The sequence below is a fragment of the Paraburkholderia bannensis genome (genome assembly GCF_014200455.1).
Lineage (GTDB): Bacteria > Pseudomonadota > Gammaproteobacteria > Burkholderiales > Burkholderiaceae > Paraburkholderia > Paraburkholderia bannensis_A.
This window is the reverse complement of record NZ_JACHBW010000008.1, coordinates 244,942-261,848: the sequence shown is the minus strand read 5'-3', so window position 1 is coordinate 261,848 and position 16,907 is coordinate 244,942. Positions and strand designations below refer to the sequence as shown.

At 62.5% G+C, this 16,907-nt stretch carries 14 protein-coding genes; 6 read left to right on the top strand and 8 right to left on the bottom strand.

The window, feature by feature from the left end; translation table 11 throughout:
* Positions 1–4: 4 nt before the first annotated feature.
* Together F4827_RS15640 and F4827_RS15635 are read right to left on the bottom strand one after the other, a co-directional pair.
* Positions 5–1,963 carry a phosphatase PAP2 family protein gene (locus F4827_RS15640; RefSeq protein WP_183724845.1) on the bottom strand — a complete coding sequence of 653 codons (1,959 nt, stop codon included), beginning with the start codon at positions 1,961–1,963 and terminating at the stop codon, positions 5–7.
* A 170-nt stretch (positions 1,964–2,133) separates the two neighbouring features.
* On the bottom strand, positions 2,134–3,111 hold the full coding sequence (locus F4827_RS15635) for a LysR family transcriptional regulator (protein ID WP_183724844.1): 978 nt from the start codon (positions 3,109–3,111) through the stop codon (positions 2,134–2,136).
* Between the two features lie 261 nt (positions 3,112–3,372).
* Here F4827_RS15635 and F4827_RS15630 point away from each other — a divergent pair, with 261 nt between their 5' ends.
* The 6 genes from F4827_RS15630 to F4827_RS15605 all read left to right on the top strand — a co-directional run bounded on the left by F4827_RS15630 (position 3,373) and on the right by F4827_RS15605 (position 8,609).
* Positions 3,373–4,584, top strand: a complete 1,212-nt coding sequence (locus tag F4827_RS15630) for a porin (RefSeq protein WP_183724843.1) — start codon at positions 3,373–3,375, stop codon at positions 4,582–4,584.
* Positions 4,585–4,682: 98 nt separating this feature from the next.
* Positions 4,683–5,321 (top strand): methyl-accepting chemotaxis protein, encoded by a 639-nt coding sequence (locus F4827_RS15625; RefSeq protein ID WP_183724842.1) that lies wholly within the window; start codon positions 4,683–4,685, stop codon positions 5,319–5,321.
* A gap of 143 nt (positions 5,322–5,464) precedes the next feature.
* Positions 5,465–5,824 (top strand): cupin domain-containing protein, encoded by a 360-nt coding sequence (locus F4827_RS15620; protein WP_183724841.1) that lies wholly within the window; start codon positions 5,465–5,467, stop codon positions 5,822–5,824.
* Between the two features lie 93 nt (positions 5,825–5,917).
* Positions 5,918–7,219, top strand: coding sequence for an FAD-binding oxidoreductase (locus F4827_RS15615; protein WP_183724840.1), 1,302 nt, complete (start codon positions 5,918–5,920; stop codon positions 7,217–7,219).
* 39 nt (positions 7,220–7,258) lie between these two features.
* The gene (locus F4827_RS15610; RefSeq protein ID WP_183724839.1) at positions 7,259–7,627 is read left to right on the top strand and encodes a cupin domain-containing protein; all 369 of its coding nucleotides are present in this window, start codon (positions 7,259–7,261) and stop codon (positions 7,625–7,627) included.
* A gap of 43 nt (positions 7,628–7,670) precedes the next feature.
* Positions 7,671–8,609, top strand: a complete 939-nt coding sequence (locus tag F4827_RS15605) for a helix-turn-helix domain-containing protein (RefSeq protein ID WP_183724838.1) — start codon at positions 7,671–7,673, stop codon at positions 8,607–8,609.
* A 151-nt stretch (positions 8,610–8,760) separates the two neighbouring features.
* Here F4827_RS15605 and F4827_RS15600 read toward each other — a convergent pair whose 3' ends face one another.
* The 6 genes from F4827_RS15600 to F4827_RS15575 form a co-directional block, all read right to left on the bottom strand.
* A complete protein-coding gene (locus F4827_RS15600; protein ID WP_183724837.1) occupies positions 8,761–10,305 on the bottom strand; it encodes a methyl-accepting chemotaxis protein in 1,545 nt (514 codons plus the stop codon).
* A gap of 258 nt (positions 10,306–10,563) precedes the next feature.
* On the bottom strand, positions 10,564–11,574 hold the full coding sequence (locus tag F4827_RS15595) for a response regulator (protein WP_183724836.1): 1,011 nt from the start codon (positions 11,572–11,574) through the stop codon (positions 10,564–10,566).
* Positions 11,575–11,725: 151 nt separating this feature from the next.
* Positions 11,726–12,130, bottom strand: a complete 405-nt coding sequence (locus F4827_RS15590; RefSeq protein ID WP_183724835.1) for a response regulator — start codon at positions 12,128–12,130, stop codon at positions 11,726–11,728.
* A 7-nt stretch (positions 12,131–12,137) separates the two neighbouring features.
* Positions 12,138–13,475 carry a sensor histidine kinase gene (locus F4827_RS15585; RefSeq protein ID WP_183724834.1) on the bottom strand — a complete coding sequence of 446 codons (1,338 nt, stop codon included), beginning with the start codon at positions 13,473–13,475 and terminating at the stop codon, positions 12,138–12,140.
* 1 nt (position 13,476) lies between these two features.
* A complete protein-coding gene (locus tag F4827_RS15580) occupies positions 13,477–14,883 on the bottom strand; it encodes a class I SAM-dependent methyltransferase (protein WP_183724833.1) in 1,407 nt (468 codons plus the stop codon).
* Between the two features lie 596 nt (positions 14,884–15,479).
* Positions 15,480–16,877: an alkaline phosphatase family protein gene (locus F4827_RS15575; protein ID WP_183724832.1), complete on the bottom strand. Its 1,398-nt coding sequence runs from the start codon at positions 16,875–16,877 to the stop codon at positions 15,480–15,482.
* Between the last annotated feature and the right edge of the window lie 30 nt (positions 16,878–16,907).

Here is a 16,907-nt window from a genome sequence, read left to right as displayed (position 1 = left end):
TCAGTCAAGAAGCGGAGAGCTTCACCGAAACGCCCGTGTTCGTATAAACCGGCGTGGCCTTGAAGCCGTCGACGTTGATGGTCGTGAATTGCATCGCGCCGCCGCTGCCGTCGATCAGGTCGAGCGTGTCGCCCGCCTTGGGCGTGTAACCGTTGACGAATTTCACGTGCAGCGTGCCGCCTGCGACGGTGAGCTGGCCGCCCACGCGCAGACGTCCGCCGCCGTTGCCGTCGAGCGATAGTTCGAGCGTGGTGTTGGCAAGCTGCGTGAACTTGCCGTTGACCGTCACCGGCGTGCCGCTCGCGGCCACCGCGACGCCGCCATTGCCGCCCACATACACATCGCCGCGGCCGAACGCATTGGCCGAATCCGCTTCGAGCACGCCGCCACTCACCTGCGAGCCGCCACTGAAGGTGTTATTGCCCGCGAGCTTGAGCGTGCCGCTGCCTTGCAGCGTGAGCTTGCCCGTGCCGGAGATATCGTTGCGCCACGTATCGACCGCATTGAAGCCGCCCTTGCTGGCGTCCATCGACACGCTCACGTTGCCGTTGAACACGCCATAACCGTCGGCGGCGGCGAACATGTTCAGGCGGCCCCAGCCTTCGGCGTCGTCCATCACGGGGTAGCCCGAGGCGATTTCCGTGGTCTTCAGCACCACGCGGCGCTGATCGGCGCTCAGGTACGGAAAGCGCGTCTCCAGCAGGACTTCCGCGCCCTTGGGCACCACGGGCGGTGCTTCGGTCGATTCGATCTGCGGGAAGCCGAAGGTCATGCGGCGCGCGAATTCGCTTTTGTTGGTCGCGTAGTCGGCGAAACGGTCGGTCGTGCTGGTGCCCGAATGCGCGTAGGCCGCGAAGGTTGTCGCGCTCGTGCTGGTGAGTTGCATGAGCGTGTTGTGTGCCTGCGTATAGGCCGCGCTCTTGAGGCTGGCGTTGGCCGGGTCGTAAAGATTCGCAGCCGTGGCCGCGAGCGCGAACATGCGCCCGCCGATCACGTCGAGGGGCGAGTGCATGCCCGCGAGAATGCGGTTTTCGCCGAGTTCGAGACCGCGGCTGGCCATCTCCTGGAAGCGCTCGGGCACGAGGTAAGCCATCGTCATGGCGTCGCGCATCGCTTCGGCTTCGTGGCCGCTGATGAAGCCGCCATCGGTGGCGGGCGTCGTGCTGATCGCGGGCACCAGGGTGGGATCGACCACGACGCTCGTGCTCCAGCGGAACGGGCGCGCGTACTTGTAGAAGCGCTTGGCCGGTTCCGTCGAAGCGTTATTGCCCATCGTATTGAGCAGATCGACCACCTGGCCGAAGCTGGTGTTGGTGCTGCTGCCCACGCCGGTGTTATTGCCCGAATCGTTGTAGAGCGTGGTAGTGGCGTTGCTGGGAATCGATGTGATGCTGGTGGTTTGCTGCGCGGCCGCGCGCCAGACGCTGGTGAGCGGGCCCATGCCGTCGGTCACGCTGTAGCCCTTGCCGCGACGGTCGTCGTAGTAGGCCGCATCGGCTTGCGCCTGGGTGCGATTGGTCGTTGCGTTGACAACGTATTGCACGTTTGCACCGAGCACCGTGCTGTTGAGAATCGTGCCGCCCGGCGTGCCGTCGTTGGGCAGGCCCGTCCACGTCGATTGCGTGACGGCCGGGAACGAGCCGTTCGCGGACGCGGAGACGCCTGCGTCGACGAGCAGCGTGAGCGGCTGCCAGAGGTCCAGAAAACGCGCCACCACGCGCACGCCGGCATTGGTTGCGAGCGTTGCGTAGCGCGCATCGCCGCGCTGGTTGGTGGCGATGTTGTCGACGAAAGCAGGGACGTCGGGAATGGGCGCTGCGTCGACGAAGCCCGGATCGGCGGGCGGGGCCGGCGTGGCGGCCGTCGTCAAATTATTATTGTTGCCGCCACCGCAGGCGGCTAGCGCGGCAACGCTGGAAAGCAGCGCGAGGCGCAGCGGAAAACGGGTGCGTGAAGCAGACATTCAAGGGGCTCCGTCGTCGTGAAAGCTCGCGAACGAGCGTTAGGAAATTGGAATCACGGCGGCGGATTATGGTTACAACTAATTACTCCCCAATTACGAATTTATTACTCATATGTTAAACGCGGTAAGTAATGAGTGCTTCGTTGTGGTGCATTCACTCGCGTTTTCAATCAGCCATCCGACGGCTTTCTGGCGCGCGAAGCGCCGGTGGACGCGGCTTGCGCGGCAATGCGCGGTGACACCATTTGCCGCCCGCGATGGCGGATTTCCTTACTGAACTCAAGGCAGGTTTGCGTCATCAGATCGGTTGAGCGATAGACCATGAAGACGTCGTAGTTCGGCAATTCATCGCGGATCGGCAGCGGTTTGAGTGCGTCGGGACTGAGCGCCAGCGGGCCCACGCCGCCGTTGAACACGAAATCTGACCACACGCTGATGAGATCCGTACGCGTGGCCAGTTGCAGACCCAGCAGGTTCGAACTGCTTTGCACCACGTCGCGCGGCATCTCCAGCCGATGCAGGCGCATCAGGCTCGCAATCGGGCTGCCGGGATCGTCGAGTGGATCGAGCGTGAGCCATTGCGCCTCGGCCAGCGAGCGGATGCGCGTGACGCGGCCCAGCGGATGGCCGGGACGCGCGGCCACAATCATGCCCACGGAAAAGAGCGGTTCCCACTGGAACGCCCCGGTGCCCGGGCCGCTATTGGTGGAAATCAGCGCGAGGTCGAGATGGCCTTCGCGCAGGCCTTCGAGGATTTGTTGCGGACGCAACTCATAGGCGCGGATCGTCACTGACGGAAAGCGCGTGCGAAACGCCGCGATTGCTTCGGGCAGGGGGCCGCTCGAAGCGACGGCGGAAAAGCCGATATTCAATTGCGCTTCGGCGTGACCACGCATCGATTCGATATCTTCCAGCGCGTGACGCAATTCATGCTCGACCACGCTCGCGCGCTTGACCAGCGCGCGGCCGTAATTCGTGAGGCTCACGCCCCGCACGGAGCGCGAGATCAGCGTCACGCCCAGTTCGCGCTCCAGTTCGGCGACGGCCTTGGACAGCGCGGGCTGCGAGACGTGCAGGCTGCGCGCCGCCTCATGCATGCTGCCGTGCTGCGCGAGCGCGAGCAGCACGCGCAACTGGTGGAGTTTCATCGGATTGGGTCCTTGGGGCGGGGCGGGTGCGAGGGTGATTTTACCGGGCGATCTGCGCAATCGTGAGCGTTTGTCATTTTCGCGGCGTCCTTTCGCCAGCTTTGGCCTCTCTCCAAACAAACCCTGGTTTGCCCAGCCGGATCGCGCGCGTTGCCGATTTGTGCTGCCGGTCCGCATTTTTGGCCTTCTACATTGCCCTCGAAGCGCGACATCGCGCTGACGCCTCGCTTCCACTCACGCTGAATACGATTCAAAACAACGATGAACTATAAATTGACCGGTCAGGCATTGGCAGTCCTTCTCATGGGTGTTTCGGCTGGCGCTGCGGCGCAAAGCAGTGTCACGCTCTATGGCACCGTGGATGCGGGCCTGATCTATTCGACCAACCAGCAGACGACCAACGCCGACGGCTCCGTTCACGGCGGCCACGCCGTGCAGATGAGCGGCGGCAATCTGGTGCCTTCGCGCTGGGGCTTGATGGGCAGTGAAGATCTGGGCGGCGGCCTCAAGGCCAGCTTCGACCTCGAAAACCAGTTCCTGACCGGCACCGGCGCGATGCTGCAAAGCGGTTCGCTGTTCAGTCGCCAGGCCTGGGTTGGCCTTGGCGACGCGCGCTATGGCACGCTTTCAGCCGGGCGGCAGTACGATTCGTATTCGGATTTTCTTGGCGTCTACGCGTCGAGCAACAACTGGGCGACGCTGTATGGCTCGCATTTCGGCGACATCGATAACCTGAACGAAGCGTTCAACTTCAATAACGCGCTCAAATTCACCAGCGCGAATTTCGGTGGATTCACCTTCGGCGGCACATTCAGCTTTGGCGGACAGGCCGGGGATTTTTCGGCGAAACGCGGCTATGCGTTTGCTGCGGCCTACAATCAAGGGCCGTTTTCCTTAAGCGCCGGTTATCTTTCGCTGAATCAGCCGCTCGACGCGGCACTGGGCGGATCGAGCGGTTATATCGGCGACCTGACCTGCTCCAATACCGACGCTTCATACTGCCAGTTGCAGAATGCGTCCTCGATGAAGGCGTGGGGCGCGGGCGGCTCGGTCGTCATCGACAAGGCGACGATTGCCGTGGTCTACACGCACACGCGCCTTGAAAACAGCCAGTATTTCGCCAGCGGCGCGCATCCATCCGGCTCGGATGTGTCGTTCGATATCGCCGAACTCAATGCGGTTTATACGGTAACGCCTGCGTGGACCGTTGGCGCGGCCTACATCTTCAACGATGCGAAGGTCAGCGGCGGCAGTTCCACGCGCTTTCATCAGATCAATTTGGGCGCCAATTATTTGCTCTCGAAGCAGACGGCGCTTTATGCCGTGGCGATTGCGCAGAAGGCATCGGGCGCAGGGCTGGGCATCGATACGCAAACGGGTGCGAGCGTGAATTACGCGCAGATTCCCAATCTCGTGAACAGTAATTCCGATCGGCAACTGGCCATCATGGCCGGCATTCGCGTGAACTTTTAAGTGTTGCCGCTTCGATATTCGACAGCATGCACGCAATGACATCGATACCTCGGGCAGAGGTTGGGGACGGCGAAGCGCGGAACCAGGAGCTCGGCATCATGCACAGCATCACGGGCAGGATGAACGGGTTTCTCTATCGGCAGCTCAATGACGCGACCTATACGGTCGTCTATGCGACGCCGTCCATTGCCGCGCTGACCGGTTATCCGGCGACCGATTTCATTCATAACGCCGTGCGCACCTTGCCTTCCTTGACCGAACCGGAGGACGAAGTCTACGTGCTCGACGTGGTGCGCAAGGCGCTGGCGAAGCGGGAGTCGTGGACAATCGACTACCGCATCCGGCCTGCACGCGGCGCGCCGATCTGGGTGCGCGAAGTGGGCGGCGGCGTGTATTCGGAGACCGGCGAGCTGCGGTTTCTGGAAGGGCTGGTGATTGAAGTGCAGGGCGAGCGCGCCGCGCAACTGGCGGCGCAGCATCGTCTCACGGCGATGACGGCGGCCACCAATCCAATCCTTGCGGACGTCGACGAAATTCTGCGCACCATTCGCACCCTGTCGATTCTGTCCTTCAACGCGCGCGTCGAAGCGGCGCGCGCGGGCGATGCGGGGCGCGGTTTCACCGTGGTCGCGTCGGAAATGAAACGGCTCGCCGACGATACCGACAAGCTCGCGAAACGCATCTCCGAACGCGTGAAAGTGGCGCGCCAGGTGCTGGCCGAACCGGTCGCCGGTTAGATATGGCTCGAAATGGCTCGAAATGGCTTGATCGGGCCGTCCGCCGTGTTTTCCCTGGGGTCCCGACACCTTGCCAATCTGTGCTGACGCTCGCCGTTTTTGGGCACTTAAAGTCGTTCAAAACCTGATCGGAGAGCAAGTCGATGTACAGCATCAAACCAGACGAAATCGTGCCGCAAATGGAAGAACTGGGCACGGTCGCAGAGCTCGGCGCGACGATTCTGGAAGGCGAGCTCGCGGTGTCTGGCCTGCTTACGCACGGCTCGCCGACCTCGCCGGTGAGCGCCGGCTGGTTCGGTTGCACGCAGGGCCGTTTCGAGATGGTCTATCCGTTCACGGAGCAGGCGACGGTAGTGGCCGGCGAAGTCACATTGCGCAACGCGCTGACCGGCGAGGCCGTGCGCTATCGCCCGGGCGATAGCTGGTTCGTGCAAAAAGGTACGCCGGTGACGTGGGAGATTCACACCGCGCGCTTCGTCAAACATTACTTCGCGGTGGCCTGAAGGCCGCCGTGCAGTTGCACGGGAGCGCGCACTGCGGCTCCGCTCGATTAACGCCTCACGCTTTGACGGTGCAATGCGCCAGCAGGAATTACGATGCACACAGATGAAACCGCGACGTACTACACGGCGACGAAGAAATACGAATTGAGCTTTCCGTCGCTCGAAAACGATATTCAGGCCGAAGTGGTCATTATCGGCGGAGGCTTTTCTGGCATTCACACCGCGCTGGAACTCGCCGAACATGGCGTGACGGATACGGTCGTGCTGGAGGCGCGCTATCTGGGCTTTGGCGGCACGGGCCGCAATGGCGGCCAGGTGATGGCCGGCATTGGCCACGATCTCGACGCCATCAAGGCCGACGTGGGCGAAGATGGTCTGCGCACGATTTTCGCGCTCAGCGATCTGGGTCCGCAGATCATGCGCGAGCGTATCGCGCGTTACAACATCGATGCCGATTTTTGCAGCGGCTACGGTTATCTGGCCTATAACGCGCGCCAGGCCAAAACGCTGCGCAGCTGGGAAAAGGATTTCAAATCGCTGGGCAGCCCGCACGAGATTCGTTATGTCGAAGGCGCGGACGTCAAGCAATTGATCGGTTCCGACGTGTATCACGCCGGCCTGCTCCATATGGGCGGCGGTCACGTACATTCGCTGAATCTGCTGCTGGGCGAGGCCAAGGCTGTTTCGGAAATCTACGGTGTGCGCATCTTCGAATACAGCCCGGCGCTGCAGATCGAATACGGCGATACGGTGCATGTGCGTACCGCCAAGGGCAGCGTGCGTGCGAAGAAGATCGTGTGGGCCTGCGATGGTTTCAATAACGGCATCGAGCCGGAATTGCACAAAAGCACCATCAATGTGTATGCGTACAACTCGATGACCGAACCGCTGAGCGACGAACTCATCAAGCGCATCAGCCCGATTCACGGCGCGTACAGCGATATTCGTCCGGTCATCAATTATTACCGCGTGACGAATGAAAACCGCTTGCTGTTCGGTTCGTCCACGTCGCTCGTCGAGCATATTCCGGCCGATCTCAAGGCATGGAACCGCAAGCTGATGCTCGAAGTTTTCCCGTATCTGCAGGACGTGAAAATCGATCTCGCGTGGGGCGGCCCAATGGCTTCGACGCTCAATCTGTTTCCGCAGATCGGCACTTTGCCCGACCGGCCGAACGCGTATTTCGTGCAGGGTTATTCGGGTTTTGGCGTCACGCCCAGCCAGATCATTTGCAAGATTCTCTCCGAAGGCATTCTGGGCGGTTCGGATCGTTATCGTCTCGTCAGTTCGATTCCGCGCGCCAGCATTCGCGGCAAGGATCAGTATCGCGCCTTGCTTGTCACGCTCGGCAAGGTCATGCACCAGACCTCGGGCTACTGGCACGGCCGTCGCTGATCGCCAGCTTTTCCATTCATTGACACGGAGTATCAAAACGTGAGTCTTACCGCAATCCAGCAAGGCATCCAGCTTTCCGACCTCGACGCATGGGGCAAACTCAGCGACCTTGGCGCGCAAATTCTTGAAGGCGGCGAGCTTGGCGCCTTCGGCAAGATGACGCACGGCGCGCCGACCGATGCCGTATCGGCAGCTTATTTCGGCACCCATCAGGGCAAATTCCGCCTGGTCTATCCGTTCTCGGAACAGGCAACCGTGGTGCAAGGCGAAGTGCGCCTGACCGACGAGTCGAGCGGCGAAACGCGCACCTTCAAGGCGGGCGATTCGTGGTTCGTGACCAAGGGCACCTCGACGGTGTGGGAAGTGCTGTCCGATGGCTTCGTGAAGCATTACCTCGCCTTCGCCTGAAGTCATCGCGGCAACAGGCAAGGTGTAGCGCGGGAGAGCAGGGATGGAGTTTGGAGTTCGGGCGTTGTCCGATGTGCATGATCACTCGCTGGCCGTGAACGGCTGGGAGCAGGTTTATAGCCAGCTCACGCCGGGCCGCTTCGAAAGCGTCGTCATGCAGGCACAGGCGAGCGATTTCCTGTTCTTTCGCGAATCGACCAATCGCAGCGTGGCGCAATCGGGCATTGCGCCACGCGGTTTTGCGTCGATTGCCTTGCCGTTGCAGCGGCCCGTTTCAGGCACGTTTCAGGGCTGCCGGCTGGATGGCTACGCGCTGTGGTTGCTCGGTCCTGGCGAGGACTTTCGCTTTTATACGCCTGAAACGATGTATTACCTCGGCGTTAGTATTCCCGCCGACGAAATGCGTGCGCTCGCGGCCTGCGTGCTGGGCGATCGGGCGGCAACGCTGCTCGATCGCAATCTGCTTCCCGTGGCGGCGGAAGAGGGTGAACGCGCGGGCTTGGCGTTGTCGCGCTTTCTCGATGCGTTCCGTCAGCAGCCCGAGGCGTTCAATAACCCCGTCGCGAGCAAACGCTTTCGCGACGAAATTCTCGGCATGCTGCTGGAGCTTTTTAATCCCGAGTACGCGCAAAAGCGTGACGTCACGCACGCGACGTACGCTGAAATCGTTTCGCGTAGTGAGCGCATTCTGCAACAGCGCGCCGATGAACCGCAGACGGTGCTCGATCTGTGCGTCGCGCTGCGCTGCAGCCGTCGCACGTTGCAGACCAGCTTTCAGCGTGTCGCCAATGTCTCGCCGATCGAATATCTGCGCTCGGTGCGTTTGAACGGCGTGCGCCGCTTATTGCGCTCGACCGGGCAGGATGAATTGATGGTGGGCGACGCCGCCGCGCAATGGGGATTTACGCATCCGAGTTATTTTGCACGCGAGTATCGGGACCTGTTTGGGGAATTGCCTTCACAGACTTTGCGCAAGGGGTGAATGGGTTCGCGTGCCACCAGCGACCGTCCTGAAAACCCGGTTCTTCTGCAAGGTCTGCTCATCGAGCGCATCGGCGTTGGCTTGCTCCTGCCGCGCCGCGCTGGATAACGTGGCTGCGGCGCTCAACGGTGCGAGCGCCTTGAACCTTGCCTCAAGCAACCTTGAACACGCTGACGGCCTCGCGCAGCGCATCGGTCTGCTCGGTCAAGGACATGGCGGCAGCCGCGGCTTCTTCCACCAGCGCAGCGTTCTGCTGCGATACCTGATCCATCTGCGAAACCGCGAGATTGACCTGTTCGATGCCGTCGCGCTGTTCCTCGGAAGCATGTGCGATTTCGGTCATGATCGTGCTCACACGGCCAATCGATTCGCCGATCTCATTCATCGTCGTGCCTGCTGAGCGCACATATTGCGCACCCGAGGCGACATGTTCGACCGACTCGCCAATCAAGGTCTTGATGTCCTTAGCCGCCGCTGCGGAGCGCTGCGCAAGCGAGCGCACCTCGCCCGCGACCACTGCGAAACCGCGGCCTTCCTCGCCCGCACGCGCAGCCTCGACCGCCGCATTGAGCGCGAGGATATTGGTCTGGAACGCGATGCCTTCGATAATGCCGGTGATTTCCGCGATCTTCTGCGAGCTGCGGTCGATGCGGTCCATCGTCTGCACCGCATCGCCCACCACCCGCGCACCGCGCTCGACCACTTCCTGCGCGCTGCCCGCGAGCGATTGCGCGGTGCGTGCGTGCTCGGTGTTCTGCTTCACGGTCGCGGTCAGTTGCTCCATGCTGGCCGCGGTCTGCTGGATCGAAGCGGCCTGTTCTTCGGTGCGCTGCGAAAGATCGTCGTTTCCGGCCGCGATCTGGCGCGTCGCGGAAGCGATCGATTCCGAGCTATGCGAGACCTTGCGCACCGTGCGCGCAAGCTCCTCCTGCATGGTCTGCAAACCGGCCACGAGGCGGCCCATTTCGTCCTGCGATCGTACGTCGAGGCGCGCGCTCAGATCGCCGGCGGCGATGCGCTGCAAGGCGCCCAGCACGTTCGCAAGCGGTGCGGCGATGGCGCGATGCAGCCCGATCGCGCAGACCAGCGCGACGCCCAGCCCCAGCGCGATCAGCGCGATACTGCCCGCGCGCAGTGCGGCGTAGAAGTCCGTGGCGCCGTCGAAGGTCTGCTGGCCGTGCGCCTTCTGCCATTGTTCCAGCGCGCTCGACGCCTTCGTGAGCGCGACCGACAAGGGCGGAATACGCTTCATCGCGATGTCGTCCTGCGCCGTGCGCTCGCCTTGCCTGATGGCGGCCATGAGCGGTTGAATGCCCTGTTCGAGCATCGCGCCCAGCGCAGTCTGGACCTGATCGGCGAGCGCCTGCTCGTCGGCATCGTGCGGCAGGGCGCGATAGTCTTCCCACGCCTGGTGCGAGGTGTCCAGGTAGGTCTGCGCCTTGTCGAGCAGTTGCGGCGCGTCGGGCGAATCCGGGTGCAGCAGGATGCGGTCGAGCGTGGTGCGCGCGATGGTCAGATTGAGATTCGATTTGCCGATATCGATGGCGGCGGCAAGCTGGTTCGAATAGGCATAGCCGAGCGCCGCATTCGAATGCGACATGCCGACCAGGCCGGCGAGGCCTGCCGCCACGATCAGCGCAGCCAGCACGCCGACTGCAATACGCAGGCGAGCGGAAATAGAGAGTCGGGCAAACACGACGTTAGCTCCAGGCACCCTTACGGGGCGAGATTTCGAATATTGGGGATGGGTGGTCTTGGGCGGGCGCGCGTTGCGCGGCTGTGCTTACCTGACTGGTTAACGGCGAGGCAGCGGGGAACTGAAGCGGCGAGGGCGGGGCGAGGGCCGCGTCGGGATCGATCAGACATTTGCGCAGCGTTATTCCGTTCACCAAAACAAAACGCCCTGCGGGCGAACCCGGCAGGGCGTTTGAAATGGTTATCGCTCGAAAGCTGCTCAGCCGATCGCCGGCTCCGAGAAGCGCTCGATCCAGAGCGCGAGGCGATCGGCCGCGAAACTGTCTGCGCGAGCGCCGGCGCGGCAGACGATGGCGTCGCCTTCTCGCACGAACTGCAGCGCGCCGCCGGCTTCTTCGAGCCACAGCAGACCGGCCAGCCAGGCCGCATGTTCCGCCGAAACCGCCTGACCCACGGGCCGCGCGAGGAACTCGCTCAGCGTGGCGGGCGTGGTCCAGATCAGCGCATCGCCGCCGCCGCGCACGTTGGCGCCCAGCACTTCCGTGAATACCTGCAAGGCATCGGCCGCGCCGCGCCCTGCATTGTTCGTACGCAAGGCCGCCAGACGCGTGCCGACCGCGTGGCCGAAGCTGCCGCTGCATTCGCTTTCGGCGCGCACCAGATCGGCGTAGTCCATGCGATGCCAGTCCGGCTCGACGTTGCGGGTGCCCGCCAGTTGCGCGCCGGCCAGCCAGGTTTCCACCGGCTGGAAGCGGCCCGGACCGATCAGACTCGCGCACAGCGTATGCACGATGCCGATGCGGGTGGCAACCGTCTGCGTCTGCAGCACGCCCAGTTTTTCGCGCACCAGTTGGTCGCGTTCCTTGCGCAGCCCCGAGAGCTCCAGCGCCTGCTTCATCTCCATGCGCAGCGCGGCGATGTCCCATGGCTTCTTGATGTAGCGATGGATCTGGCCTTGATTGACGGCCTCGACCGTCTGGTCAAGCTCGGAATAAGCCGTCGTCAATATGCGGACGATGTGCGGATAGCGCTCGCGTGCATAGCGCAGAAGCTCGTTGCCGTATTCGCCGGGCATGCGCTGGTCGGACACCAGCACGGCCAGACTGCCGGCGTGGGCGTCCAGCAGCGCCTTGCCGTCCTCGACGGACGCGCCCGTAATGACCGGTGCGATCGCGCCAATGGCGCGTTCGAAATATTTGACCGCGGTGGCTTCGTCATCAACGAACAAAATCGCCGGGGGCGGTGTCTGGTTGGCAATTGCATTGCTCATTGGTAACTCCTGTACTTTCGATCCTTGAATTTTTGGGAATGTCTGCGTCGCGGTCGTGTCGGCGGCGGAGCGTGTGGGGTTGGTGCAATCGGTGCAATCTTCGCGGCTATCGGCGCTATCGGCTCAATTGGCTTAATTGGCAGGCCTTGCATCAGTTCGGGCGCAACCCCGAGGCCGTTGCCGCCGCTGCCAGCACCTCGCGCACCTTGCTCACACCTAGCGGTTTTTCGAGGATCCGGAACACCTCGCCGGAATTGCCCGCTTCCTGCAACGCGTCCTTGTCCGCGTAGGCGGTCACCAGGATGCGCACGATATGCGCATACTCCTGCGCGACCTGCCGCAACAGATCTCCGCCATGCCGGCCGGGCATGCGAAAGTCGGTCAGCAGGATCGCGACCCGCGCGCCTTCGCTGCGCAGGATCGAGATGGCTTCGTCCGCGCTGGCGGCGAGCAGCACTTCGTACTCGCTTCCAGCCGAGCGCGCAAAATACTTGCGGGCTAACTCTTCGTCGTCGACATACACGACGGTGTAATGCGCCTGCGGGTTCTCGCTCATCTCGACCTCACTCGGCACGCGGCAGATCGAAGTTGAATGCGGTCCACTCGCCCAACTGGCTTTCTGCAAAGAGTGTGCCGCCGTGCTGCTCCACCACCGCATAGCTGATGGACAGACCAAGGCCCAGGCCCTGGCCGACTTCGCGCGTCGTAAAGAACGGTTCGAACACCCGCGCGAGATTTTCCGGGGCGATCCCCGGGCCGTTGTCGCGCACATTGACGTGCAGACGGCCGTCCTGCCAGTGCGCCTTGACATGGACCTGCGGTGAAGCGGTGCCGGCCTTTTGCATCGCCAGCGCGGCATTCGAGAACAGATTGATGAGCACGCCGACGATGGCGGCTTCGTCGCCCAGCACCAGCGTATCGACGGGCAGCTCGCGGGTGAGCTTCACGCCGCGCAGTTCGTGCGCGTCCAGCCGGATCGACGAATCGAGCGCCTTCTCGAACAGGAACGGCACGTCCTCGCTGGTCGCGCCGGGCTTGCGATAGGCGAAGGTCTTCAGGTCGGAGACGATGTGCTGGATGCGCTGCATGCCCTGTTTGGCATCGGTCAGGCACTCCTGTAGCGACGCGCTGTCCTTGACCAGCGGCTCCTCCATGGCGATTTCGATCGCCATCAGGCAGAAGTTCACGGGGTTGTTGACTTCGTGGAGCAGGCCCGCGGACAGCGTGCCGATTGCCGCCATCTTTTCCTGTTGCAACAATTGCCCCTTGATCTGCGCGAGGCTTTCATTGGAGCGCGCGAGCTGTTCGTTCTTGTGCGCAATCTCGTCCTTGAGCCGGAAAAGCTGGAAGCGGCCCTTCTCGTTGAAGAAGGTATAGACGGAGCTTGCCAGCGCGCAGAAGAAGATCAGGATGAGCTGGAACTGGAATTTGGCCGGATCGCTGATGCCGCCAGGGTGGGCCGTGCAGGCAAGGTAGTAGAACGCCACCGTGACGACGCCGAACGCCAGCGTCTGCCAGTAGCCGGAGGCGAACAGAATCCCCACCGCGAAGATGGTCAGCGTGAGCCCGGCATAGAACAACGACTGCTCACCCTGGGTGGCGTAAATCATCCACGAAATCATGGCCTGCGGCAGCAGCAGCCACAAAAAGGTGATGACCTGCACATGACGCTTGCCGGTTTCCGTATAGAGCGAGAGCAGGGCCAGTGCGATGGCGATGCTGGTCAGCCCACGAAGCAGGGCGAAGCCCTTTTGCTCGGCCGGATAGACGACGTAATCCATCGCCGCGCCCATCAGCACCAGCACGATCACGGTGAGCCCGCCTGCCTTGCTGCACAGCAGCCGGTAGTCGCGCAGCTCTTCGCGATAGGTCGACTGCAGCCCAACCAGCGATGTTGTCATGTCAGCCCACTTGTTGCTGGCCGATCGTTACTTCGGCGAACACGTTCACCCCGGTTACGTCCGTGTAGAGACGCGGCGCGCCACAGTTTTCCGGCATGATCGACTCCATCTGCGCCTCGTTGCGATAGATCAGATACCACTCCAGCACGTGTTCCATGCTGAAGCGCTCGGGGTTATCGGCGTGAACGTTGGTGACCAGCAGACGACCGCCGCGACGGGTGCGGCTGGCGAAATACTGGTTCAGGCGCGCGCAGACCTTGTCGGACAGGTAGTCGAACAGGCCCGCGCAATAGACTGCGTCGAACTCGCGCGCGTCGGGCGAATTCTCGTCCATGCGGCGCTTGAGCAGATGGTGAACCGAGTCGTGCGTGTAGCTGATGGCCATGCGCTTGGACGTTTCCTGAGCGATGGCGCCAAGGCGCGCACGCGTCCAGTCCAGCGTCTCCTGGCTGAAGTCGAGCAGTTCGAACGACAGCCATTCCGGCTCGTCGTATTCGTGCATGAAGCGCTGGATTTCCTGGGCGGGGCCGCAGCCCACGTTCAAGACACGGAACGGCCGGCGCGCGGCGCGCGCGTCGTTGGCGACGCGGGTCAGGTAGTCCACCAGCAGATCGATGCGATTGCGGTGCGCGCGCGCCACGGCCGTTTGCAGGAAGGCCGCATTGACGATCTGGAAATACGTGCTCGGGCCCTGGCGCGGGTCGTCGAGCATCTGGTTGACCATCTGGTAGTCGCCGGCATAACCGAGCGGCTTGGTGAAGGTGCGGAACACGAAGGGCGAGCGCAGCAGCAGCGGATGAAGCGCCGCCTGGGCAAACGCGCGGTGCGCCGGCGCGAGCTCTTCTTCGACCCGGCGTGCTTCGCCTTCGAAGTCGTCGAAGAAGACCTTGGTGCGCTCCATCAGCGGCGTGGCCAGTTCGAGGAAGAAGTCCTCGCGCAGACTCTTGCCGTCCTTCGGCAGGGTGTTGGCGAGGTCGGCCTGTTCGACCCAGCGCGACATGTCGGTCAGAAAGGCGCGAATCTGGTTGACCGCGATCTGATAGTCCGGACGGATCTGGAAACGCTCGGCCCATTCGCTCACGAAGCGGCGGGCTTCTTCGCCCACCGTGGGCGCTTCCAGCGCTTCGCCGCTCAGTTCGAGCCATTCGTCGATCAGGGTCACCGACACAATGGCGGTCAGGCCGGTATTCACCATGCTGATGACGACGGCCTTGCCCGAATAGGCGTGTTCCACGCCCATCTTGACCGTCAGTTCGCTCAACACCTCGCTGACCTGGACAATCGAGTACGGGTTATAGACCTCCATCACCAGCGACTTGCGCTGCAGATTGATGATCGTGCCCCGCACCTGCTCGCCCTGGGAGTTACGGAAGCTCACTACCGGATCGATTTGCGTTCTGGAATACACAGTATTGCGGCCAGGTAAGTACTGACGAGAAAGCCAGGAGTTGAGTGCGACGTTGCGCCGACGCTTTCACGCCGGCTCTTTTTTATGCAGCACCGGGGCCGGCAGGCGACCGGCTCGGCGTCGATCGTTTCCCCTGGGTCCAGGCGATGAAGCATCGCTATCGAGATTCCGTTTCGAACCGCTACGGCAGGACAAACGTGTGGTTTGCCTCGACCGTGTCACATCGCGATTGCGTCTATGCGAATTGCATGGCGATCTTGATGTGGCGCGTTAGCCTTCTGGTCCGGAAGGCCGAATTCGAAACGTTACGAATGTTTGCGATTGCAGCATTCTACTGAAAAATAATGACCGTCGTGTCTCGACAATTTCATCGTCAGTTTCACGGTCAATTTGATCGGCCAATCCAGCAGCGCATCTGGTTCTGAAACGACTCTCAGGCGCGCGACGAAGGGCGCCAAATACTACAAGGGCTGACCCGTCGAGCGCAAGCGCAATCGGGCGCGTGGCGCTGCAATCGTGTTGCTGATGGGCGGCTGCTTTGCGGGCCGCGGGCCCTGTCGCGCGCGGGACCGCCTGCTTGTCCAGGTGGCTTATTGCTACGGGATATTGCTGGCGGGTAAGTTCTGGAAGAAGTCCAGCGCGTGCTGGCGCGTGGCCATCGAGTTGAGTGTCGCCGCCGGGTCGAGTCCCGCGCGTCGTGCCGTACCGCTCACGAGACTCTTCTGCAGATCGTTGAGCGGGCGGGCGAGACTGGTGGCGATAAAGCCGGTAGTGGGCGGCGCGCTGATGACAGGCAGATCGGTGCGCGGCATCGCGAGGGTGAGCAACTGAGCGAGCGTGGGCGCGGCGGCGATGCGCTTGCTCGCGAGCATGTCGGCGGGTGCGATGTCCAGCCAGTCGCGCAAGGTCGCGAGTATCGACGTGTGGTCGTAAGGCGTTGCGATGGGCGAGCGGAATACGGTGCCCGCCGCGATCCACGGCGAAACAACCACTGCCGGCACGCGCACGCCGAAACTGTCGAACGCGAAGTTCTGGTCGCCCGGGTTGCTGACGGCGTCGGGCGTGACGGCATTGGCTGGCGGCAAAACGTGGTCGTAAGTGCCGCCGTGTTCGTCATAGGTGATGACGAGCAGCGTCTCGGGCCACGCGGGCGACGTGCTCAGCGCTTGCCAGATATCGAAGAGAAAACGCTCGCCCGCATAGACATCGTGCGGCGGATGTTGATCGTTGGGATCGAGCAGAAAACGCGGCTCGATAAACGAATACTGCGGCAAGGTGTTGTTCTGGCATGCCGAAACAAATGCGCCGAAGCGCTGGAAGTTCGGCCTGTATTTCGCATTCCATAACGTTGGGAACATCGTGAGCGTGAGCGAAGGCGCAATCAGTGCGTCGCTGTACACGGCCCAGCTCGCGCCTACCTCGCTCAGCACGTTGAAGATGGTGGGTACCTGCCAGTCGAAAGGATCGGGCGGCGAGCCGTTGTCGACGTGACCATTCGAGGTGCCGGCATGCACGAAGGCGCGGTTCGGCCAGGTCTGGCTGGGCACGGAAGCAAACCACGCGTCGGATACGGCGTATTCGCGCGCGAGCGTGGAAAGCACGCTTAACTGGTCGGGGCTGTGGCATTGCATGACCTGGCTTGCGTCGGTCGTCGCCGTCATTTCGTAGTTGAGCACGAACCCGGACATGGGCGTTGCGCCCGGCGCGTTACCGAGCAACTGAATGCGCACGTTCGCGAACGTTTCTTCCGGGTCGGGATCGGGGAGCGTAGCCGTGGAGGCCGGCATGCTCGCGGGGATCGTCGCGCCGGATTTCGACGGGTTGCTCAGGCCCGGCGTGAGTCCATCGAACGCTTGCCCCGTAGTCGACGCGGGCAGAAAGTTCGCGGGACCGGCGCCGTTCGCGCTGGCGGGATAGAGGCCGCCTAACATGGTATCGAACGAGCGGTTCTCGAACATCACGACGACGACGTGTTTGATGCTCCGCAGGGACATGACGCTCTCCGTTGCCGGGTCTGACGCAGA

Bases quoted from the DNA above. Each gene is read 5' to 3' on its own strand.
- F4827_RS15575 (WP_183724832.1), bottom strand. From the start codon at position 16,877: ATGTCCCTGCGGAGCATCAAACACGTCGTCGTCGTGATGTTCGAGAAC.
- F4827_RS15590 (WP_183724835.1), bottom strand. From the start codon at position 12,130: ATGAGCGAGAACCCGCAGGCGCATTACACCGTCGTGTATGTCGACGAC.
- F4827_RS15620 (WP_183724841.1), top strand. From the start codon at position 5,465: ATGTACAGCATCAAACCAGACGAAATCGTGCCGCAAATGGAAGAACTG.
- F4827_RS15635 (WP_183724844.1), bottom strand. From the start codon at position 3,111: ATGAAACTCCACCAGTTGCGCGTGCTGCTCGCGCTCGCGCAGCACGGC.
- F4827_RS15595 (WP_183724836.1), bottom strand. From the start codon at position 11,574: ATGAGCAATGCAATTGCCAACCAGACACCGCCCCCGGCGATTTTGTTC.
- F4827_RS15605 (WP_183724838.1), top strand. From the start codon at position 7,671: ATGGAGTTTGGAGTTCGGGCGTTGTCCGATGTGCATGATCACTCGCTG.
- F4827_RS15615 (WP_183724840.1), top strand. From the start codon at position 5,918: ATGCACACAGATGAAACCGCGACGTACTACACGGCGACGAAGAAATAC.
- F4827_RS15640 (WP_183724845.1), bottom strand. From the start codon at position 1,963: ATGTCTGCTTCACGCACCCGTTTTCCGCTGCGCCTCGCGCTGCTTTCC.
- F4827_RS15630 (WP_183724843.1), top strand. From the start codon at position 3,373: ATGAACTATAAATTGACCGGTCAGGCATTGGCAGTCCTTCTCATGGGT.
- F4827_RS15625 (WP_183724842.1), top strand. From the start codon at position 4,683: ATGCACAGCATCACGGGCAGGATGAACGGGTTTCTCTATCGGCAGCTC.
- F4827_RS15585 (WP_183724834.1), bottom strand. From the start codon at position 13,475: ATGACAACATCGCTGGTTGGGCTGCAGTCGACCTATCGCGAAGAGCTG.